The following is a 21,779-nucleotide window of genomic DNA, read 5'->3' as shown; positions in this document are numbered from 1 at the left end:
TGCGAACGGGGGTCGGATGCCAGCGGCATCCGACCCCCGTCTCGAGGCGTGTCGACTACGCGGCGATGCGCGCCTTCAGGTTGTCGGCCAGCGTCGCGAGGAACTCCTCGGTCGTCTGGTAGCCCTGCTCGGGGCCGACGAGGAGCGCGAGGTCCTTCGTCATGGCGCCCGACTCGACCGTCGTGATGACGACGTCTTCGAGGGTCGCGGCGAACTCGATGAGCTCCTGGTTGCCGTCGAGCTTGCCACGGTGCGCGAGGCCGCGCGTCCAGGCGAAGATCGAGGCGATCGGGTTCGTCGAGGTCGGCTTGCCGGCCTGGTGCTGGCGGTAGTGACGCGTCACGGTGCCGTGCGCGGCCTCCGCCTCGACGACCTTGCCGTCGGGCGTGGCGAGCACCGAGGTCATGAGACCGAGCGAGCCGAAGCCCTGTGCCACGGTGTCGGACTGCACGTCGCCGTCGTAGTTCTTGCAGGCCCAGACGTAGCCGCCCTCCCACTTCATGGCCGAGGCGACCATGTCGTCGATGAGGCGGTGCTCGTAGGTGAGGCCGGCGGCGTCGAACTGCGCCTTGAACTCGGTGTCGAAGATCTCCTGGAAGATGTCCTTGAAGCGGCCGTCGTACGCCTTCAGGATCGTGTTCTTCGTCGAGAGGTACACGGGGTAGTTGCGCGAGAGGCCGTAGTTGAGCGAGGCGCGGGCGAAATCGCGGATCGAGGCGTCGAGGTTGTACTGCACCTGCGCGATGCCGTCGCCCGGCGACTGGTAGACCTCGAACTGCTGCGGCTCGCCGCCGTCCTTCGGGGTGAACGAGACCGAGAGGGTGCCCTCGCCCTTGAAGAGGAAGTCGGTGGCGCGGTACTGGTCGCCGAAGGCGTGGCGGCCGATGATGATCGGCTTGTTCCAGCCCGGCACGAGGCGCGGGATGTTCGAGATGATGATGGGCTCGCGGAAGATGACGCCGCCGAGGATGTTGCGGATCGTGCCGTTCGGCGACTTCCACATCTTCTTCAGGCCGAACTCCTCGACGCGCGCCTCGTCGGGCGTGATCGTCGCGCACTTGACGCCGACGCCGTGCTTCTGGATGGCGTGGGCGGCGTCGATCGTGATCTGGTCGTCGGTCTCGTCGCGCTTCTGGATCGAGAGGTCGTAGTACTCGAGGTTCACGTCGAGGTACGGGTGGATGAGCGTGTCTTTGATGGCCTGCCAGATGATGCGCGTCATCTCGTCGCCGTCGAGCTCGACGACGGTGCCTGCAACCTTGATCTTCGACAAAGTGGATGTCTCCTTGATTCTGGTGGGGAACTGGAAAGCCTCTGGGCGGTCGGACACGCCGTCTGCCAGCTTACCGCGTCCACGAGACTGTCTCGACTTCGAGAGAGTTCGGGTCCGATCCCGAGCGCGTCCCGGGTCGATGCCGAGGCCCGGAGGCCGCGCCATCCGCTCGTTCGCTCTGGGCATGTGTCGTCTCGGCTACCGACGCGACGGCCCCACGGGTTAGCCTTGGCGCATGGCTGAGCTGAGACTGGAAGATCTGTCGGCGTCGAACATCGTGGCGGCGAACTCGTTGTCGCTCAAGCCCGGCCAGGAGCAGTTCATCGCCCCGGTCACCTACTCCGCCGAGTCCTCGGTCGTGAACCCGGCCACCGCGTGGCAGCGGGTCGCGCTCCTCGAGGATCGCGTTGTCGGCTTCATCCACGGCAACTTCGACCCCGAGAACGAGCACGAGGAGTTCCGGGCCTGCATCTGGCGCATCAACGTCGACGCCGAGGTGCAGGGCAAGGGCGTCGGCCGCTTCCTCGCGACGGCGCTCGCCGAAGAGGCGAAGCGTCGGGGCTTCGACCGCATCACCGTGCTGTGGGAGCCGGGCGAAGAGGGCCCCGAGGCGTTCTTCCACCGCATCGGCTTCACCGACGTCGGCGAGACCGCGTACGGCGACGTCATCGGCGCGCTCGAACTCTGACCGAGACCCCGCAGCACGACGAGGGAGGCCGGGCGAAGCGGATGCCGCAGCAACACGCTGAAGGGTTCGTCGAGGCCGTGCTCGTGGTCGTCGCCGACATCCCGCCGGGGCAGGTCGCGACCTATGGCGACGTCGCGGCGCTGCTCGGCTCGCGCGGCGCGCGTGCCGTCGGGCAGGTGATGGCGCGCTCGGGCGGCGACGTGCCGTGGTGGCGAGTCGTGCGGGCGGGCGGGCGACCGCCCGCCGGGCATGCCGAACGCGCGCGGCAGCACTATCTCGACGAGGGTACTCCGCTGCGCCCGGCCTCCGATGACGACGGGTATCGCATCGACCTCGCGGCGTGCCGCTGGCGGGCCTGAGTCCGAGCCCGCAGCCGCGCGGTCAGTGCGCGAAGCCCGCGAGCGGGATGTGCACCGTGATCGTCGTGCCCGCCCCGTGCTCGCTGTCGAGGCGGAATCGCCCGCCCACGGCGTCGACGCGGTCGGCGATGCCGAGCATGCCGCTGCCCTCGGCCGAGGCCCCGCCCACGCCGTTGTCGCGCACCACGAGTTCGAGCTCGCCGTCGACGAGCGCGGCGCGCACCCAACCGCGGGTCGCCTGCGCGTGCTTCGCGACGTTCGCGAGCGCCTCCGAGACGACGAAGTACGCCGTGGACTCGACGACCTCGGGCAGCCGCCCCTCGGGCTGCACGTCGATCTCAACCGGTACCGGGCACCGGCCCGCGAGCTCGGGCACCGCGAGGGCGAGCCCGCCCGACGACAGGAGCGAGGGGTGGATGCCGTGCGCGAGCTCCCTGAGTTCCTTGAGCGCCTGGTTCAGCATCATGATCGTGCCGTCGAGCTCGACGCCGAGCGGCTCGACCCCGCGGTCGCGCGCCTGGTTCGCCGCGAGGCGCAGGCGCATGCCGAGCGAGACGAGGTGCTGCTGCGCCCCGTCGTGGAGGTCGCGTTCGATGCGGCGACGCGCCTCGTCGCCGGCCTCGAGGATGCGGCTCCGCGACTGCCGCACCTGCTCGAGGGTGCGCTCGATCTCCGAGCGGAGGCGCCCGTTGTCGACGGAGAGGCGCAGTGCGCTCGAGACGCCGTCGAGCAGGCGCATGTTGTCGGTGAGCACGCGGTCGTGGCGGATGACGGCGATCGGCATGCCGGTCGGCGACGAGACGGGCAGCAGGCCGTGGTCGCCGCGCCGGGCGGCGGGGGTGTCGTCGTCGAGCGGCTCCCCCGAGGCATCCGCGTATCTGGCGCGCTCCTCGTCCCACCAGTAGACGCGCACGGAGGCGTCGCGCAAGGTGCGGGCGAGCGACTCCGCCCAGAGTCCCCGGTCGGCGCCTTCGCGGGTGATGCGCATGAGGTCGGCGACCCGGGCGCGCATGTTGCGCGCGTGCGCGATGCCCGCGACGAAGCTGACCGGGATGGAGGCGATCGCCACGAGCGAGACCGTGTCGAGCACGAGGTCCGCTCCGCCCGACGCGTACGCGGCGGCCTGCGTGGCGAGGGTGATGACCCAGGCGATGAGGGCGATCGGCATGAGGAAGGCGACGGTACGGGCGGGCACGCTGCCCCGCACCCACCGCACGAGCAGCCGCACGGCGATGACGATCGCGAGCAACACGCCGATGAGGCGGTACCCGACGTCGATGACCGCGAACACGCCCGGGGCGTCGGCGACCAGGTAGGGGTTGGCGGTGCAGTCGCAGACGGCGGGCGAGGGCTGGCCGAGCAGCAGCACGCCGAGCAGGTACCCGACCGACGTCACGAGCGCGATGCCGGCGATCCAGCGGTCGACGCCGTCGATCAGCCGGCCGCGCGGGTAGAGCAGCACGAGGATGCCGGTGAGCACCGCCCACCACAGGTGCACGCCGTAGACGAAGGGCCACAGCCAGGCGACGTGCTCGATGACGCGGAGGAACGAGAGCGGGATCCACACGAGGGGGAAGACGACCATGAGGCGTGCCGGCAGCCGCGACGGGCCGATCGCCCACGCCACCCCGGCGCATGCGGCGAAGACGAGCGGCACGATCGTGTGCAGCGTCGTCCACGACACCTCGCGTCGCAGCGCCTCGGGTGTCGCGATGAAGCCCGTGATCTCCATGGTGAGGCTCGCGGCGACGACGAGCGCGATGACGATCGTGCGCCTGATGATCCGGCCCTTGCGGCCGGGGGCCATCACCTCGCGCCGAGGAGCGTCAGCACCGCGAGCACCCGGCGGTGGTGCTCGGGCGACTCCTCGAGGTCGAGTTTCTGCAGGATGGAGCGCACATGCGTCTCGACGGTCTTCAGTCCGAGGAAGAGCGTCTGCGCGATGCCGCCGTTGGAGTAGCCCTGCGCCATGAGTTCGAGCACGGAGCGTTCGCGCTCGGTGAGGCGCGAGAGCGGGTCGTCGGCGCGCGTGCGCTGCACGAGCTGCTCGACGACCTCGGGGTCGACGACTGATCCGCCGGAGGCCACGGTCTCGACCGCGCGCACGAGGGTCTGCGGCTCGGAGACCCGCTCCTTCAGCAGGTAGCCCGTGCCGCTCCCGGCGCCCATGACCCGCAGTGCGTACTCGGGGGTGGCGTACATCGAGAGCAGCAGCACGCCGATGGTCGAACCCTGTGCCCGCATCTCCTCGAGCGCGACGATGCCCTCGTCGCGGTAGCTCGGAGGCATGCGGATGTCGAGCACGGCCGCGTCGAGCCCGCCGCGCGCGGCGACCTGGAGCAGTTCTGCGCCCGTGCCGACCGAGGCGACCACCTCGAGTCCGCCGTCGGCGAGGACCTTCGCGATGCCCTCGCGCAGGAGCAGCGCATCGTCGGCGATCGCGACGCGAAGGGGACGTTCGGGCGTCTCCATGTCTCCTCCAATCAGAGGGCAGGCGTGACCATGGCGATGTGCCCGCCTGGGGCGAGCGTATCGTGAGCGGGGCCCCTGCCGCGCACCCTCTTCAGGGGGTGCCCGGAGGCGCGCACGTTGAAAGGCCGTCAAGCTGGATGATTCGGATGCCCCGCGCCGAGGGTTCGGCGCGGGGCATCCGCTCGTCCTGATCGGCCGGTCGGGCTCAGACCAGCGAGTCCCGCCACGCCGCGTGCAGGGCCGCGAAGTGACCCGTGCCCGCGATGAGCTCGGCGGGCGAGCCGTCTTCGACGATGCGACCGTGCTCCATCACGAGCACCCGGTCGGCGATCGCGACCGTCGAGAGACGGTGGGCGATGATCACCGCGGTGCGGTCGGCGAGGAGCTTCGTGAGTCCCTCCTGCACGAGCCGCTCGCTCGGGATGTCGAGCGAGGACGTCGCCTCGTCGAGGATCAGCACCGCCGGGTTGGCGAGGAACGCCCGCGCGAAGGAGATGAGCTGGCGCTGCCCGGCGCTCACCCGCCCGCCGCGCTTGTTCACGTCGGTGTCGTACCCGTTCGGGAGCCCCTCGATGAAGTCGTGCGCTCCGACCGCCATCGCGGCGCGCACGATCTCGTCGGACGACGCGTCGGGCTTGCCGAGCGCGATGTTGTCGGCCACCGACCCCGAGAAGAGGTACGCCTCCTGAGTGACCATGACGATCGCGCGACGCAGGTCCTTCGGGTGCAGGTCGGTGAGCGAGACGCCGTCGAGCGTGACCGCGCCGTCGCTCGGATCGTAGAACCGCGCGATGAGCTTGGCGAGCGTCGACTTGCCCGCTCCCGTGGACCCGACGAGGGCGATCGTCTGCCCTGCCGGGATCTCGAGGTCGAAGCGCGGCAGGATGACCCGGTCCTTCGTGTACGCGAACTCGACGCTGTCGAACTGCACGCGACCCTCAGCGTTCCACAGGTCGACCGGCTTCACGGGGTCGGGCACGCTCGGCTCCTCCTCGAGCACGCCCGAGATCTTCTCGAGCGCCGACGAGGCCGACTGGTACCCGTTGTAGAACATCGCCATGTCCTCCATCGGGTCGAAGAACCGCTTGGTGTAGAGCACGCTGGCCAGCAGCACGCCGACCCCGAGGGCGCCGTCGACGACCCGGAAACCGCCGACCACGAGGGTGACCGCGACCGCGGTGTTGCCGATGAGGGCGAGCCCCGGGTTGTAGACGGCGAAGAGCCCGAGCACCTTCGCGTTGACGTCGCGGTAGTCCTCGACGAGCTCGCCGAACTCGGTCTCGTTGCGCCGCTGCTTGCGGAAGGCCTGCACCGCGCGGATGCCCGTCATGGTCTCGACGAACTGCACGATGAGCTTCGCCGACGCCACGCGCGAGCGACGGAACAGCGACTGCGACCGCACCTGGAACCAGCGGGTGAGGATGCCGAGCGGGATCAGCGCGACGAGCAGCACGAGGGCCGACGGAGCGTCGACGATCACGAGCATGACGCCCGTGAACACCATGTACATCAGGCCGCGCACGAGCAGGGTCAGCCCCTCGTCCATGAGCTCGCGGATCGCGTCGAGGTCGCTCGTCTGCCGCGAGATGATGCGCCCCGAGGTGTACGACTCGTGGAACTCGAGCGAGAGCTTCTGCGTGTGCAGGAACACCCGTGTGCGGAGGTCGATGAGCACGGCCTGGCTGATGCGCGCCGACATCCGGATGTAGACCGAGATGAGGAACGCGCCGGCGAGCCCGGTCAGCAGGTACGCGACGCCCGCGAACGCGACCGGGAACCAGTCCTGGTTCATGAGTGCCGGGATGCCCTGGTCGATGCCGTAGGCGATCAACGCGGGGCCCGCGACCTGGGCGGCCGACGAGATGACGATGGCCACCGCCGTCAGCCACAGCTTGACCTTCAGCGGGGAGAGCAGCGAGCCGAGGAGCCGCCGCGAGCGGGCGCGGATCTGCGCCGACTCGGCCTTCGAGTAGTCCTGGCGTTCTTCGCCCTGCACACCGGTGACGCTCATGATGCCGCCTCCTCTCGGATCGTGGTCTCGACGTCGACGGCATCGACGCCGCTGCTCCTGCGTTCCTCGTCTTCGAGGCTCGTGATGACGAAGCGGTAGTGCTCGCTCTCCCGGAGGAGTTCGGAGTGGGTGCCGACCGCCGTGATCCGGCCGTTCTCGAGCAGCGCGACCCGGTCGGCGAGCATGACCGTCGACGGGCGGTGCGCCACGATGAGCGCGGTGGTCGAGGCGAGCACCGAGCGGAGCTCCGCCTCGACCCGCGCTTCGGTCGCGACGTCGAGCGCCGACAGGGGGTCGTCGAGCACGAGCACGGCGGGCTTGGCCGCGACGGCGCGCGCGAGCGCGAGCCGCTGGCGCTGGCCGCCCGAGAGGCTCATGCCCTCTTCGCCGACCTTGGTGTCGAGCCCGTCGGGCAGGTCGTAGGCGAAGCCGGCCTGGGCGATGCGCAGTGCCTCGTCGAGCACGCGATCGGCCTCCGCCTGCACGGCGGGGTCGTCGACCGCGAGCTCGGGCCGGCCGAGCAGCACGTTGTCGCGCACCGAGGCACTGAAGAGCGTGGCATCCTCGAACGCCATCGCGATGTGCGTGCGGAGCTCGTCGCGGCTGAACGCGCGCACGTCGACGCCGTCGAGCATGACCGAGCCCGCGGTGACGTCGTAGAGGCGCGTGGTGAGCGCGGTCATCGTCGTCTTGCCGCAACCGGTGAGACCGACGAGCGCCATCGTCTCGCCGGGTTCGAGCACGAGGTCGACGCCGTCGAGCAGGTCGCCGAACCGCTCCGGCGAGTCCTGGTAGCGGAAGTGCACGTCGCTGAAGGCGAGTTCACCGCGCGGCCGCTCGAGCGAACGCGGCTCGGCCGGGTCGACGATCGTGTTCTCGCTGTCGAGGATGTCGAAGAACCGATCGGTCGCGGTGCGGGCGTCGAGGGCGAACGCGAGCATGAAGCCGATCGACTCGATCGGCCAGGCGAGCACGGTCGCGGTCGCGAAGAACGCGACGAGCTCGCCGACGCTGAGCTGACCCTGCGACGCGAGCCAGACGCCCACCACGAGGCAGAGCGACAGGGCGATCGCCGGCACCACCATGATCCAGACCCAGATGTTCGCGTCGAGGCGCGCTTTCTCGATCTCGGTGCTGCGCAGCGACTCGGCCTGCGCACGGAAGGTCGAGAGGGCGTGCTTGCCGCGGCCGAACGCCTTCAGCACGCGGATGCCGTGCACCGACTCCTCGACCGCGGTCGCGAGGTCGCCCGCCTGGTCCTGGCTGAGTCGCGACATCTCGGAGTAGCGACCCTCGAAGCGCCAGCCCGCCCACCACAGCGGCAGGGAGCAGACGAGGAAGATGAGCCCGAGGAACCAGTTCATCGACATCAGGATGCCCACGCCGACGACGATGATCACGACATTGGCACCCGTCAGCACGAGGCCGAACGACAGCCACCGACGGATCAGCCCGAGATCGCTGACGGCGCGCGAGAGCAGCTGGCCGCTCGGCCAGCGGTCGTGGAAGTTGACCGGGAGGTCCTGCAGCTTCGCGTAGAGGGCGTTGCGCATGCGCGCCTCGACCCTGGTGCCGGGGCCGACGACGAGCCAGCGCCGTACTGCGAAGAGGATCGCCTCGACGGCGCCGAGCACGAAGACGAGCACGGCGAGCGGGATGACGGCGTCGGCCTCCTGGTTGGCCAGGGGACCGTCGACGATCTGCTGGAGCACCTGCGGGATCGTCAGGGCGATGAGCTGCGCCACGAGCGCGGCGGCCATGCTGCCCGCGAACGCCGGCATGGCGGGACCGGCGTACTCGCGCAGCCGCCAGAGCGCGCGGACCGTGGAGAGTCGGGGAGGCTGCGACACGGGTTCGGGCGCGTCAGGTGCGGTGGGCGTTTGCAGGGTTACGGACACAGCCGGTTTCCAATCGGAATGGAGCGCCGAACGCCCATGGAAGGGCCAGGTCGGCGAAAAGGAGAGGAGTGGAGGAAGCCGCGGATCGCGAGATCGCGTGAAACCGCGGAGCAGGCGGAGCCTGCGCGAAGGACGGGCGGTCTACCCTGCGAACCCGACGAGGTACGCCGGGCGGGCAGAGCCGGAGGCCGCAATCGTGCGGGCGTCGGTTTCTGTCTGCATGGTGTCCTCCTGCGTCATCGTCTCTCGAACCCTCGAGGCCGGACGGAACTCACTCCTCGGCCAGCCCTACAGACTATGGGTTCGACGAGGTGGCGCGCAAGACCCACCACGGCGTTAGGCTATGCGGATTCGTCGCTGCGCGCTGTCGACGTTCACACCCGATGCGAACCGTTCGGCCCGGCCCCTATGCCGCCGCGCGTGCGACCCGATCGACGAGGAGCGCGCGTGGGAGCGGCACGGACAGCGTTCGCCCGTGCGAACGCCCGTGCCGGTGTGCTCGTCGCGATCGCCGCGGTCGTCCTCCTGCTCTCCGGACTCTCCACCGCCGTGATCGACGCCCTCGCCGGGTCCTCCACGAGCGGGCTCCGCAGCGGCCTCTCGTCGGCACAGGGCGCTGCGGGCGCGGCACGGTGGCAGATCCGCGTGGCACAGGACCCGGAGGCGCAAGCGGATGCCGCGGCATCCGTGCTCGATCGCATGATCACCCCGTACCACGCATCCTGGAGCCGCAGCATCGAGACCGCGCCGGTCGACGCGACCAGCGACGGTGCAGCCTTCGGTGCGGTGCTGCTCGCCGATCCCGGTGCAGCTGCGCGCTCGGAACTCGTCGAGGGCAGCTGGCCCGACGACCCGGCGGCAGTCGCCGCGGCCGAATCCGACGCTGCCGAGCCCGCCACGCTCCACGCGGCCGCGGCCGAATCGCTCGGCCTCGCGCCGGGCGACGTCGTCGAGCTCGCCGGCGCCTCGGCACGGCGCCTCCTCGTCGTCGGCACGTGGCTGCCGCTCGAGCCGAGCGACCCGGCGTGGTTCGGCGAGGGCGTCGTCGCCACGGGGGCGACCGCCGACGGCGCCGGCCCGTTCCTCGTGGCCGAGTCGTCGACCCTCGATCTGCCCGCCGCGATCGTCGTGCGCTGGACCGCGGTCGTCGACCCCGCCGCCGTGACCCCCGACTCGGCGCGACTGCTCCGCTCTGAACTGCCCGACGTCGAACCCGCCCTCCGCGCCGAACCCGCGATCGGAACCGACGGCCTGAGCGCGGTCGGCGGGCTGCAGGCGACGCTCTCCCGGCTCCTGGCGGGTCTCGGTGCCGTGCGGGCCATCGCCCCGTTGCCGCTCCTGCTCCTCGCCTTCACAGGCTTCGCGGCCCTGACCCGACTCGCGATGCTGCTCGGATCGGCCCGGCGGGGCGAGACGGTGCTGCTCCGCGCCCGCGGCGCCTCCTCGGCCCGCCTCGCCGGCGACACCGCGATCGAGGTGCTCGTGCTCGGCGTGCCCGCCGCGATCCTCGGCGCCGTCGCCGCGGAGGCGGTGCTCATGGCGGTTCGTCCGGGCGAGGCCCGCAGTCCTGGCACCGCCGTCGTCGTGGCATCCGTCGTGGTCGTCGGCACCCTGCTCGTCGTCGCCGGTCGCGCGTGGCTCGACGCCCGTCGCCCCGTCGTCCGCGGCTCGGGCGACGAGGTCGGCAGGGTGGCGCGCGGTCTCGCGACCGGTGGCGGCGTGCTGCTCGTCGTCCTCGCGGCCGTCGCCGTCTGGCAGTTCCGACTGTACGGTTCGCCCCTCGTGGCGAGCGCCTCGGGCACCATGGAGGTCGACCCGATCGCCGTGCTCGCACCGATGCTCGTGCTCGTCGCCCTCGCGTTCGCAGCGCTCTGGCTCATGCGCCCGATCGACGCGCTGCTCGAGCGAATGGCCGCGACCCGCCCCGGGCTCGTCCCGTCGTTGCCGATGCGTCAGCTCGCTCGGCGTGCGTCGCTGTACGCCGCCGCATCGCTCGTGACGATGCTCGCCGTCGCGGGCCTCACGCTGTCGGCGGCGTTCTCGGGTGCGTGGCAGGGCATCGATCGCACCGCCTCCGCGCTCGCCACGGGCGGCGAGGTGCGCGTGGCGTACGCGGGTCGCGACGTCGTGCAGGGCCCCGACCCGCTGGCCCTCGACGACGGTCTCGACGGGCTCGACGGGATCACGGCGGAGGGCCCGGTCTTCCGCGGCGAGGTGCGGATCGGATCCGAGCAGGCGACGGTGGTGGCACTGCCCGCCGGCGAAGCCGATCGGGTCGCGCCGGGCACGGGCGCGGCCGGTGGCGCCGCAGCGCTCGACGAGTCGGCGGCCGACGCCGGAACCCCAGTGCCGGAGGGCACGGCTGCACTCGAGGTCGCCGTCGCGCTCGACGCCCCTGCCGGCACGGGCGGCGCCGTCGCCGTGAACGCCTGGTTCCTCACCGGGAGCGGGGCGGCGACTCCGGTGACCCCGGTGCCCGTCGGCGTCGCGGAGGGCGGCGGCGCGGTGCGCCTCGATGTTCCCGATGCCGAGGGGCTGCGCTTCATCGGACTCGACGCCTCGCTCTCGGGAGCCGCAGGCGCCGATGTGCTCGTCTCGTTCGGGGCGATCACCCTCGACGGCGCGAGCGTCGCGGGTCCCGGGTTCGAGGTCGAGCGCGAGCACCTCCTCACCTCGAAGTCGCCCACCGCCCTGGCGACGCTCACCGAGGGCGGCAGCGATCCATTACCGGTCGTGCTCGGCGCCGACCTCGCGAAGCGCATCTCGGCGGGCATCGGAGACGCGTTCGCGTTCCGGGTGCTCACCGGCGGCGCCGAGGTCGACGCCGTCGTGGCCGGGGTGATCCCGGTCGTGCCGACCGCGGGTGACGACGGCGTGCTCGCCGATCTCGCAGCACTCGAGCGGTACGCCTTCGACGCCGATGCGGGGGTGCCGGCGTTCGGCGAACGGTGGATCGCGACATCCGAGCCCGAACGGCTCGCCGCCGATCTCGACCGCGCGCACGGTTCGACCGTGACCGCCGACGCCAGGTCGGCGGCGTCGTCGGCGCCGTTCATCGCCCCGGCGATCGCCGTCCTCTGGGTCGGCGCCGGCGGAGCGCTGCTCTTCGCGCTCATCTCGGTCGTGGCGCTCGTCGCCGCCCTCGGTGCAAGCCGCTTCGGCGAGATCGTCGTGCTGCGTGCGCTCGGGGTTCCCGCGCGCACGCAATCGCGAGCGCGCATCGCGGAGCTCGCGGTGACCCTCGGCACGGCGGTCGTGATCGGCGCGATCGTCGGCCTCGCGACGGCGCTGCTCACCGCGCGCGAGCTCGCGAGGGCCGCCGTCGCCGACGTGCCCGCCGCCGTGCCCGTCGAGTTCGCCGTCGACCCGGCGCCGTGGCTCCTCGGCATCGCCGCCTTCCTCGCGCTCGCCGCCGTGATCGCGGGCGGCGCCGCGGCATCCGTTCGCGCCATCGCCTCGCGCCCAGGACTCAGGCAGGAGGAAGGATGACCGCCGGCCACCGTTCGCGGCTCAGCGCTGCCGGGCTCCTCCGACGCCAGTTCTTCGCCGGGCCGGTCGCGTCGATCATGCTCGCGCTGCTCGTGCTCGGCGGTGCGCTCCTCGCGACCGGCGTGCCGCGGGCGGTCGCCGCGATGCACACCGCGGCGCTCGAGGACTCGCTCGGGCAGTTCCCGGGGCGCGAGATCGACGTCGTCACCTCCAGCCGCAACCTGCCCGAGCTCGGGGCGTCGACCGGCGGCACCTCCCTCGAGCCCGACATCGAGGCGATCTGGGGCGCGCAGGAGCAGCGCCTGCTCGACATCCGCGCCGGCATGCCCGAGCTGCTGACGCACGTGACCGCCGACCCGCTCACGGTGCTCGTCGCCGGACCGACGAAGGCGAGCGTGGCGGGCGCTGCGGAGGGCTCGACCTCCTATCAGCTCTTCACGGCGTTCGATCCGCGGATCCGGGAGCACATCGAGCTCACGGCCGGCGAGTGGCCCGCCGCCCTGACCGACCAGGTGCCGGGGCCGACCCCGCTCGAGATCGTCCTCGCCGACGCCGTCGCGGAGGAGATGGAGTGGGCGCTCGGCGAGGAGCGCTCGATCCCCATCGGCACGGCCCCGCACGACGTGCGACTGGTCGGCACGTTCGCGGCGATCGACCCCGACGACGGCTTCTGGACGCACGTGCCTCCGGTGGCGCTCGAACCGTCGGTCGCCTACACGCCCGGCGGTTACATCGAGGTCACCGGCCTCGGCTTCGCCGACCCCGTCTCGTGGGCGGCACTGCAGGAGTCGAAGCTGCCCACGACCATGGACGCCTGGTTCCCGGTGCTGCCCGAGCGCATCCGCGCCGCGGACTCGTCCGAGCTCACCGCGCAGCTCGGCGAGTTCACGAGCCAGGTGTTCGTGCTCGGCGGCGGCTCATGGGAGTACTGGTTCGCGACCGTCGGCGAGGTCGCGTTCACGAGCGGTCTCACGGAAGCGCTCGACGACGCCGCAGTCGCTGCGAGCGCGAGCGACGCCGTGCTCGCCACGATCGCGTCCGGGCCCATCGGGGTGATGATCGCGGTGCTCGTGCTCGGGGCCCGCGTCGTGTTCGAGCGACGTCGCACCGGCCTCGAGCTGGCCGCAGCACGGGGCGCCTCGCCCGGCCAGCTCCGCGGCATCCTCGCGCTCGAGGGGCTCGCGATCGGCCTGCCGGCCGCGATCGTCGGCGGCGTGCTCGGCACGCTGCTCGTCGCAGCCGACGGCGGCGTCTCCGGGTGGGCGATCGCGGCGCTGTTCGCGCTCACTCCGGCGGCGCTGCTCGTCTCGGCAGAACCAGGCCTCAGTCCGCTCCGCCGTGCCCGAACCGACCTCGGCGGGCCCGCGACCGGACGCTTCCGCTGGATCGCCGAGGTGCTCGTCGCCGTGCTCGCGGTCACCGCCGTCGTGCTGCTCTACCGGCGGGGTCTCGCAACCTCGACCGCCTCGACCGGGGTCGATCCCCTGCTCGCGGCGGCACCGCTCCTGCTCTCGCTGCTCGTGTGCCTCATCGTGCTGCGGGTCTACCCGGTCCCGCTCGCCGCCCTCGTCCGCCGCACCGCGCGCAGGGCGGGCCTCGTCCCGTTCCTCGGTTCGGCGCGGGCGCTCCGCGACCCGTCGGCCGGACTCGTGCCCGTGCTCGCCGTCGTGGTCGGCGTCTCGGTCGCCGTGTTCTCGTCGGTGCTGCTCGGCACGGTGCAGGCGGGCGTCGAGCGCGCCGCCGACGCCCAGGTCGGAGCCGACGCCGCCGTCGGCGGCACGCCGTTCACCCTCGAGCAGCTCGACCGGTTCGCGGCCGTACCGGGCGTCGCGGCCACCGCGCCCGTGTACTCGGCGAAGCCGACCAAGGTCACCGCCGACGGGCGCACCCGCACCTCGACGCTCATCGTCGTCGACACCGACGAGATGCGCGAGGTGCAGGCCGGCCGCGACTCCGCCACGCCCCTCCCCGACGGGCTGTCGCAGACCGGCGCCGACGACGTGCCGGTGGTGCTGTCGAAGACGGTGGCCGACTTCGTCTCCGCGGCCGACTCCGCGGAGCTCGACGGCGAGGACTTCGAGGCGCTCGGCGTCGTCGACGGCCGCACCGCGTATTCGCCTCGCGCGAACTGGGTGCTCATGGACGTCGCCAACGCGAAGCCCTTCACGGCGACGCTCGTGCCGCGCACCGTGCTCGTGCGCTTCGAACCCGGCGCGGACGCCGACGAGGTCACCGCAGCACTCGCAGCGATCGCCGGCGATGATGCCGTGGTCGTCACGCCCGAAGCGCTGCTCGCCGAGCTGCGCGAGCGACCGACGACGCAGGGCCTCGTCATCTCGCTCGTCGTCGCGATCGTGCTGGCGAGCCTGCTCACGGCTCTCGCGATCGTGCTCACCCTCGTCGTGGGCCGTCCGGCCCGCGACCGTCTGCTCCCGCTGCTCTCGACGCTCGGCCTCGGCCGCCGCGGCGAGCGTGCACTCGTCGTCTGGGAGATCGGCCCGGTGGCCCTCATCGCCCTCGTCGCCGGTGCGCTGCTCGGGGCCGCCCTGCCCTTCGTCGTGCTCGCCGGCATCGACCTGCGGGCGTTCACCGACGGAGACGCCCAACCGGCCGTGACGCTCGACCCGTGGCTCATCACCGCGGTGCTGGCGGGCAGCGTGCTCGTCACGGTCGCCGCGGCCACCGTGGCATCCCGCATCGACGGCAGCGTCAACGCCGCTCGCGCGATGCGCAAGGAAGAGGAAGGATGACCCCGTGACCAGCACCGACCAGCCCGCCTCGGCCCAGGCGCAGACTCCGGCCCAGCCCCGGACTCAGGCTCAGTCCCCGGCGTCGCAGCACCACGGCTCCCCCGCCGCTGCGGCACAGCCGCACGTGCTCTGCACCGACCTGGTGCGCATCTTCAGCGCCGACGGTGTGGAGGTGCAGGCACTCCAGGGCCTGAACCTGCGGGTCGACCCGGGCGAGATGGTCGCGGTCGTCGGCGCCTCGGGGTCGGGCAAGTCGACGCTCCTGACGATCCTCTCCGGTCTCGACACCGCCACGGCCGGTGTCGCCCGGGTCGCCGGCCACGACCTCCTCACGATGGGTGCCCGCGAACGCGTCGCCTACCAGCGCCACACGGTCGGCTTCGTCTGGCAGCAGACCTCCCGCAACCTCCTCCCGTACCTGACCGCGGCCGAGAACGTCGCGCTCGCGATGAACGTCGCGGGCACGCTCCGAGGTGCCGCACGGGCGAGCCGCGTCGCGGAGCTCCTCGAGCTGCTCGATGTCGGCGAGCTGCACGACCGACGACCCGGTGAGCTCTCGGGCGGCCAGCAGCAACGCGTCGCGATCGCGGTGGCCCTCGCGAACGCGCCGCAGGTGCTGCTCGCCGACGAACCGACCGGCGAGCTCGACGAGGCGACGTCGGCCGCGGTACTCGAGGCGATGCGCGGCGTCAACGAGGAGCTCGGCGTCACCACGCTCATCGTCACGCACGACCCGACGGTGTCCGATCACGTGCGCCGCACCGTGCAGATCCGCGACGGGCGCACCTCGACCGAGGTGCTGCGGTCGACGCGACTCGACGAGCACGGCGAAGAGGAGCACATCGCCGAGGAGTTCGCTGTGCTCGACCGGGTGGGGCGGCTCCAGCTGCCGCACGACTTCATGCAGAGCCTCGAGCTCCGCGACCGGGTGAGACTCGCGCTCGAGGCCGATCACGTCGGCGTGTGGCCGGGCGACGAGGGGCGAGCGGATGCCGCGGCGTGGCGCCCGACCGATCAGCAGGCGTCCCCCGATGCGGCGGACAGCGGTCGTGCTCCGAGCGGCGCGCACACGGATGCGTCGACCGCCTCCAGTCCGACGAGCCCACCGCCTGCCGCCCCCACGACCCGACGTGCTCGACGCGCCGAGGAACGCGCGGCCGAGGCATCCGTCACCGATGCACCGGAGGAAGAGCGATGAGCACGCTGCGCGCCGATTCGATCAGCCGCGTCTTCGAGGCGAAGGCGGGGGCCGTGCACGCGGTCGCCGAGGTGTCGCTCGAGGTGCGGCCGGGCGAGCTGCTCGTCGTGACCGGCCCGTCGGGCGCCGGCAAGACCACCCTGCTCAACCTGCTCGGCGGCCTCGACCGGCCGACGAGCGGGCGCGTGCTTCTCGGCGACGACGAGCTGTCGGCCCTCGACGACGACGAGCTCGCCGCCGTGCGGCGCGACCGGCTGGGCTACATCTTCCAGTCGTTCGGCCTCATCCCCGTGCTCTCGGCGGCGGAGAACGTCGAGGTGCCGCTGCGTCTCCAGCGCATGGACCCCGCCGAACGCGACGCCCGCGTCGCCGAGTCGCTCGCCCTCGTGGGGCTCGCCGGTCACGCGGCCCAGCGCCCCTACGAGCTCTCGGGCGGCCAGCAGCAGCGGGTGGGCATCGCCCGTGCGCTCGCTGCGCGTCCGCAGCTGCTCCTCGCCGACGAGCCCACCGGTCAGCTCGACAGCGGCACCGCCGCGACCGTCATGGACCTCATCGGCGAGCTCGTGCACACACGCGGCGTGGCCGCCGTCGTCACGACCCACGACCCCGCGCTCGTCGGCCGCGCCGACCACGTGCTCGAGCTGCACGACGGCCGGGCGGTCTCGCTCAGCGCACCCGCACCGACAGGCATGTGACGCAGCCCTCGAGCTTCTCGAACTCGGAGATGTCGACGGTCACCACCCGGTAGCCGAGGCTCGCGACCATCGCAGCCGTCTGGGGCGCCGACGACGACATGAGCAGCGACTCGCGAGACAGCTCGACGACGGCGACGCCCTGCGGCTCGAACACCGGCAGGAATCGCGGGAAGAGGCTGGTGACGTCGAGCAGCGCCGGGTCGCCGATGATCGTGCCGTCGGGCAGTGCCGTGGCGGCGCTCTTCAGATGCAGCGCCTTCGTGATGGGCACGGCCACGACCGTGTACCGATGCGGGGTGAGCAGCGTTCGCAGCTGCCGGATGCCCTCGGCGTTCGTGCGATCCGACGCCCCGACGTAGACCGTCGAACCGACCTTCAGCACGTCGCCGCCGTCGAGGGTGCCCGGCAGTTCGATGCGCGTCACCGTGAGTCCGGGCACCTCGCGCAGCGCGCGCTCGACCGCCTCGACCTCGGGGCGACGCGACTCGGCGCCCGGGCTCGCGATCACGGCCAGATCGCCGAACATCACGACCGTGTCCTCGACGAAGACCGAGTCGGCGAGCTCGGGCGCCGCGTCGACCTCGATCGTCTCCCACCCCTCGGCCACGAGGGCGGCGCAGTAGTTGTCCCACTGCTGGTCGGCGAGCGCCTGGTCGGTGGGCTGCCGCTCCCGATGCGTGAGCACCGCCTCGTCGAGGTTCGATGCCGGGATGCGCACGAGCGCGATGCGCCGCTCGATCGCCTCGGGCGAATAGGCGAGGATGCCGCGGAACACGATGGGGGCGAGCAGCATCTCGCCGACGATGATCGAGATGATGAAGATCAGGTTGAGGCTCACGAGGGAGCCGACGACGAAGAGGAAGATCGGTCCCGAGAACGGGTAGCCCGCGGCACTCGCGGTCACGGTCGTCGCGATGAGCGCCGCCAGGCAGCCCGAGGTGAAGCCCGTGATGAGCGTGAGGAACCAGGCCCGGGTCGCCCCCACGGCGTTCGCGAGCGAGAGCAGCACCCACGCGACGAAGGCGGCGAGCGCGAAGTGGCCGAACACGTCGCCGAGCACCTGCGGCGACTGCCCGCTGCCGATGAAGAAGGCGAGGAGCGAGACGAGCATCGCCGCGAGCGCGACGGCGGCCGAGGATGCGAGCACCGCTGCCACCCGCCGCCCCGGGGTGATCGCCGGGGTGAACCTGGCCGGGGCGGTCGGGGGCATGGCGGGGGACGTCATGGCACGAGCCTACTGGCGGGCCGGAGCCCTCCGCTCATCCTCCGGGCGCGCGGGCATGCGCTGATCGGCGCGCCGAGAAGCGGCACCCGGAACATCCGGATGCCGCTTCAGCACGCAGCTCAGCGTGCCGCGTCGAGACGGGTGCGGGCGAGCCGCTCCGCCGCTTCGAGCGTCGTCGTGCCATCGGCACGGGCGCTGCGCAGCACGGATGCCACAGTGTCGCCGATGCCCTCGATGCGGGCGTCGAGCGCGGCCTGGTCGGCGCCGGGCGCGCTCGCCACGTCGAGGTAGATGACCCCGCCCGCGTTCACCACGAAGTCGGGCGCCCAGACGATGCCGCGCTCCTGCAGCAGGGCGGCGACGTCGCGCGAGGCCAGCTGGTTGTTCGCGGCGCCGACGACGGCGGCGACGCGGAGGTCGCGGACGACCTCGGGGGTGAGCACGCCGCCGAGTCCGCACGGCACGAAGACGTCGGCCTCGACGAGGTGCGCCTCCGCCGGGTCGACCCAGGCGGCGCCGAGGTCGCCTGCGAGGGCGCGCTTGCCGTCCGCGACATCCGTCACGGTGAGGCGGGCGCCTGCGGCGGCGAGGCTGCGCGCCAGACGTCCGCCGACCTGCCCGAGTCCGGCGATCACGAAGTGACGGCCGGCCGGGTCGTTGGAACCGAAGACCTCGCCGAGGGTCGCGAGGATGGAGGCGTGCACGCCCGCGGCCGTGGCATCCGCCGGCTCGCCGACGCCGCCCTGCTCGGGCGGGAGGCCGCAGACATGCTCGGTGCGCTCGTGCACGACGGCCATGAGCTCGGCGCTCGTGCCGACGTCTTCGGCGGTCATGTAGGCACCGCCGAGGGACTCGATGGCGTCGCCGAGGTCGAGCATGGCGTCGTGGGTCGTCGCGGCGTCGATCGTCGTGCCGGCCGGGATCGCGATGACGGACTTGCCGCCGCCGCGCGCGAGCCCCGCCGCGGCGTTCTTCATGGTCATCGCCTGCGAGAGGCGGAGGGCGTCGGCGAGGGCGTCGGTCCACTGGCCGTAGTGCCAGAGCCGGGCGCCGCCGAGGGCCTGGCCGAGCCGGGTCGAGTGCACGGCGACGATGACCGTGAGCCCGGAACGGGCTCCCCGGGTGATGAGCACCCGTTCGTGGTCGGGTGCCTCCGTCGGCAGTGCTGCGCTTGCGCCGGTCGCGGGGGTCGCCGGTGCGTGGGTGATCGTCATCGATCGTTCTCCTTGAATCATCCGCTTCGTGGGCGGAACCTTCCCTGCGCCTCATGAGCACGGGTTCGATTCAAGGGTACCGCCGTCAGGGCCGGGCGGATGCCGCGGCATCCGCCCGTCGGGCGCGCCCTGGCACCCCGCTCCACGCACTCACGACGCCCGCCAACCACAGGTGCGGAGATCGCCGCAGATTCGGCATCACATGCGCTGATGCATCCGAATGGGTGCAGATCTCCGAAGCTGCGGCGGAACCGCGCCGCAGCTCAGTGGAAGAAGTGGCGCTCGCCCGTGAAGTACATCGTGACGCCGGCCTCGCGGGCCGCCGCGATCACCTCTTCGTCGCGGACCGAGCCGCCCGGCTGCACGACGGCGCGCACGCCGCCGTCGAGGAGGATCTGCAGGCCGTCGGCGAACGGGAAGAACGCATCGGATGCCGCGACCGAACCCGCCGCCCGCTCCCCCGCGCGCTCGACTGCGAGCTTGCACGAGTCGACGCGATTCACCTGGCCCATGCCGACTCCGACCGAGGCGCCGCCTGCGGCGAGGAGGATCGCATTGGACTTGACCGCGCGGCACGCGGTCCAGGCGAACTCGAGGTCGGCGAGGGTCGCCTCGTCGGCGGGCTCACCCGCGGCGAGGGTCCACTCCGATGCCGGCGCGAAGTGACGGTCGGCCTGCTGCAGCAGCATGCCGCCCGAGACCTGGCGCAGTTCGACCGCCGTCGGAGTGAATCCCTCGGGGAGCGTCAGCAGCCGGATGTTCTTCTTCTGCGAGAGCAGCTCGAGCGCCTCGGCCTCGAAGGCCGGTGCGATGAGCACCTCGGTGAAGATGCCCGAGACGGTCTGCGCCATCTCGACGGTCACGGTGCGGTTCGCGGCGATGACGCCGCCGTACGCCGACACCGGGTCGCACTCGTGCGCCCTGCGGTGGGCGTCGGCGATGGGATCGGATGCCCCGGCCGAGGCCACCGCGATGCCGCACGGGTTCGCGTGCTTGATGATCGCAACGGCCGGCTCGGCGAAGTCGAATGCCGCACGCACCGCGGAGTCGGCGTCGACGTAGTTGTTGTACGACATCTCCTTGCCGTGCAGCTGCACGGCCTGCGCGATGCCGGGGTGCCCGCCGTTCGAGGCGTACAGCGCGCCCTTCTGGTGCGAGTTCTCGCCGTAGCGGAGGTCGGCATCCTTCGTCCACGTGCCGCCGACCCACGCCGGGAACGGCGACTCGTCGGCGGGCTGGTCGGGCGCGACGACACTGCCCAGCCAGGAGGCGACGGCGACGTCGTACGACGCCGTGTGCCGGAACGCCTCGCGCGCGAGCTCGGTGCGCTGGGCGAGGGACGTACCGCCCGCCGCGACCGCGGCGGCGATCTCGTCGTAGCGATCTGGCGAGACCACCACGGCGACGTTCGCGTGGTTCTTGGCCGAGGCGCGCACCATCGCGGGGCCGCCGATGTCGATCTGCTCGATGACCGCGTCGGGGGCAGCGCCCGCCGCGACGGTCTCGGCGAACGGGTAGAGGTTCACGACCACGAGCTCGTAGGGTGCGATGCCGAGGCCCGCGAGCTCGGCTTCGTGGCTCTCGAGGCGGAGGTCGGCGAGGAGGCCCGAGTGCACGGCGGGGTGGAGCGTGCGCACGCGGCCGTCGAGGTGCTCGGGGTAGCCGGTGACGTCGGCGACCTGCGTGACGGGCAGGCCCGCGTCGCCGATGGCCTTGCCCGTGCCGCCCGTCGAGACGATCTCGACGCCGGCGCCGACGAGCGCCGTGGCGAGCTCGACCAGGCCGCGCTTGTCGCTCACGGCGACGAGCGCCCGCTTCACGGGCACGACATCGCGGTCGCGGTAGAGGCTCGGGTCGTGCGTGGCGCCGCTCATGATCGTGCGAGTTCCTTCAGGTCGAGGTGCTGGTTGGCGATGTCGAGCACGGCCTGGATGAGCAGGCGTCGTTCGACGGGCTTGATGCGATCGTGCAGGCTCGACTCGGTGTCGCCCGGCAGCACCGGGATGCGCTCCTGCGCGATGATGGGGCCGCCGTCGACGGAGTTGTCCACGACGATGAGGCTCGCGCCGGTCTGGGTGACGCCCGCGGCAAGCGCGTCGCGGACCCCGTGCGCGCCGGGGAACTCGGGCAGGTAGGCCGGGTGCGTGTTGATGAGGTGCGGCGAGAACGCGTCGACGACGGCGGGCGGCACGAGCCGCATGAGGCCAGAGAGCACGACCACGTCGGGCTCCCAGCGCGCCACCTCGGCGATGAGGGCGTCGCCCCAGGAGTTGCGGTCGGGATACGCCGTGAAGGGCACGGAGAAGGTCGGCACGCCGAACTCCTCGCCGAGGGCGAGCCCTTCGGCGTCGCGATCGGCACCGATCGCCACGACCCGCGCCGGGAACTCCGCATCGGCGGAGGCGTCGAGCAGGGCACGAAGGTTCGATCCGGTGCCCGAGATGAGGACGACGAGCTTCAGCACCCTTCGAGCCTACCGGCGCCGAAGGTTCGATACCGCGCCGCAG

General features: G+C 72.1%; 15 protein-coding genes. 6 read left to right on the top strand and 9 right to left on the bottom strand.

What is annotated here, in order from left to right; translation table 11 throughout:
• Nucleotides 1-55: 55 nt before the first annotated feature.
• Complete coding sequence (locus ESP57_RS15170; protein ID WP_056010647.1) at nt 56-1,273, bottom strand: NADP-dependent isocitrate dehydrogenase; 1,218 nt, start codon at nt 1,271-1,273, stop codon at nt 56-58.
• A 235-nt stretch (nt 1,274-1,508) separates the two neighbouring features.
• Here ESP57_RS15170 and ESP57_RS15165 point away from each other — a divergent pair, with 235 nt between their 5' ends.
• Both ESP57_RS15165 and ESP57_RS15160 read left to right on the top strand, forming a co-directional pair.
• Nucleotides 1,509-1,961, top strand: coding sequence for a GNAT family N-acetyltransferase (locus tag ESP57_RS15165; RefSeq protein WP_056010650.1), 453 nt, complete (start codon nt 1,509-1,511; stop codon nt 1,959-1,961).
• Nucleotides 1,962-2,002: 41 nt separating this feature from the next.
• Complete coding sequence (locus ESP57_RS15160) at nt 2,003-2,320, top strand: MGMT family protein (protein WP_129232123.1); 318 nt, start codon at nt 2,003-2,005, stop codon at nt 2,318-2,320.
• A 22-nt stretch (nt 2,321-2,342) separates the two neighbouring features.
• Here the strand turns inward: ESP57_RS15160 and ESP57_RS15155 are convergent, their stop codons facing one another.
• The 4 genes from ESP57_RS15155 to ESP57_RS15140 form a co-directional block, all read right to left on the bottom strand.
• On the bottom strand, nt 2,343-4,127 hold the full coding sequence (locus ESP57_RS15155; protein ID WP_129232122.1) for a sensor histidine kinase: 1,785 nt from the start codon (nt 4,125-4,127) through the stop codon (nt 2,343-2,345).
• Nucleotides 4,127-4,792: a response regulator transcription factor gene (locus tag ESP57_RS15150; protein WP_056010658.1), complete on the bottom strand. Its 666-nt coding sequence runs from the start codon at nt 4,790-4,792 to the stop codon at nt 4,127-4,129. The genes ESP57_RS15155 and ESP57_RS15150 overlap by 1 nt, the downstream gene beginning before the upstream one ends.
• A 205-nt stretch (nt 4,793-4,997) precedes the next feature.
• Entirely contained in the window at nt 4,998-6,803 is a 1,806-nt protein-coding gene (locus tag ESP57_RS15145) for an ABC transporter ATP-binding protein (protein WP_129232121.1), read from the bottom strand.
• Nucleotides 6,800-8,653, bottom strand: coding sequence for an ABC transporter ATP-binding protein (locus tag ESP57_RS15140; RefSeq protein ID WP_424220018.1), 1,854 nt, complete (start codon nt 8,651-8,653; stop codon nt 6,800-6,802). The genes ESP57_RS15145 and ESP57_RS15140 overlap by 4 nt, the downstream gene beginning before the upstream one ends.
• A gap of 495 nt (nt 8,654-9,148) precedes the next feature.
• Between ESP57_RS15140 and ESP57_RS15135 the strand changes: the two genes are divergently transcribed.
• From ESP57_RS15135 to ESP57_RS15120, 4 genes are all read left to right on the top strand, one after another.
• Nucleotides 9,149-12,190, top strand: a complete 3,042-nt coding sequence (locus ESP57_RS15135; protein WP_129232120.1) for a hypothetical protein — start codon at nt 9,149-9,151, stop codon at nt 12,188-12,190.
• Nucleotides 12,187-14,940: an ABC transporter permease gene (locus ESP57_RS15130; RefSeq protein ID WP_129232119.1), complete on the top strand. Its 2,754-nt coding sequence runs from the start codon at nt 12,187-12,189 to the stop codon at nt 14,938-14,940. The genes ESP57_RS15135 and ESP57_RS15130 overlap by 4 nt, the downstream gene beginning before the upstream one ends.
• A 142-nt stretch (nt 14,941-15,082) precedes the next feature.
• Complete coding sequence (locus ESP57_RS15125) at nt 15,083-16,138, top strand: ABC transporter ATP-binding protein (RefSeq protein WP_424220049.1); 1,056 nt, start codon at nt 15,083-15,085, stop codon at nt 16,136-16,138.
• On the top strand, nt 16,135-16,833 hold the full coding sequence (locus ESP57_RS15120; protein ID WP_129232118.1) for an ABC transporter ATP-binding protein: 699 nt from the start codon (nt 16,135-16,137) through the stop codon (nt 16,831-16,833). The genes ESP57_RS15125 and ESP57_RS15120 overlap by 4 nt, the downstream gene beginning before the upstream one ends.
• Here ESP57_RS15120 and ddaH read toward each other — a convergent pair.
• The 4 genes from ddaH to purN form a co-directional block, all read right to left on the bottom strand.
• Complete coding sequence (gene ddaH, locus ESP57_RS18865) at nt 16,805-18,058, bottom strand: dimethylargininase (RefSeq protein WP_279387798.1); 1,254 nt, start codon at nt 18,056-18,058, stop codon at nt 16,805-16,807. The two genes, ESP57_RS15120 and ddaH, sit on opposite strands and share 29 nt — an antisense overlap.
• A gap of 119 nt (nt 18,059-18,177) precedes the next feature.
• Nucleotides 18,178-19,272: a Glu/Leu/Phe/Val dehydrogenase family protein gene (locus ESP57_RS15110; protein ID WP_056010676.1), complete on the bottom strand. Its 1,095-nt coding sequence runs from the start codon at nt 19,270-19,272 to the stop codon at nt 18,178-18,180.
• A 263-nt stretch (nt 19,273-19,535) separates the two neighbouring features.
• The gene (gene purH / locus ESP57_RS15105) at nt 19,536-21,146 is read right to left on the bottom strand and encodes a bifunctional phosphoribosylaminoimidazolecarboxamide formyltransferase/IMP cyclohydrolase (protein ID WP_129232117.1); all 1,611 of its coding nucleotides are present in this window, start codon (nt 21,144-21,146) and stop codon (nt 19,536-19,538) included.
• Nucleotides 21,143-21,736 carry a phosphoribosylglycinamide formyltransferase gene (gene purN / locus ESP57_RS15100; RefSeq protein WP_056010683.1) on the bottom strand — a complete coding sequence of 198 codons (594 nt, stop codon included), beginning with the start codon at nt 21,734-21,736 and terminating at the stop codon, nt 21,143-21,145. Before purN ends, purH begins: the two co-directional genes overlap by 4 nt.
• Nucleotides 21,737-21,779: the final 43 nt, after the last annotated feature.

Source organism: Agromyces fucosus, assembly GCF_004134865.1.
GTDB lineage: Bacteria > Actinomycetota > Actinomycetes > Actinomycetales > Microbacteriaceae > Agromyces > Agromyces fucosus.
Note: the sequence above shows the minus strand (reverse complement) of the source record. Positions and strands in the feature narration are given on the sequence as shown.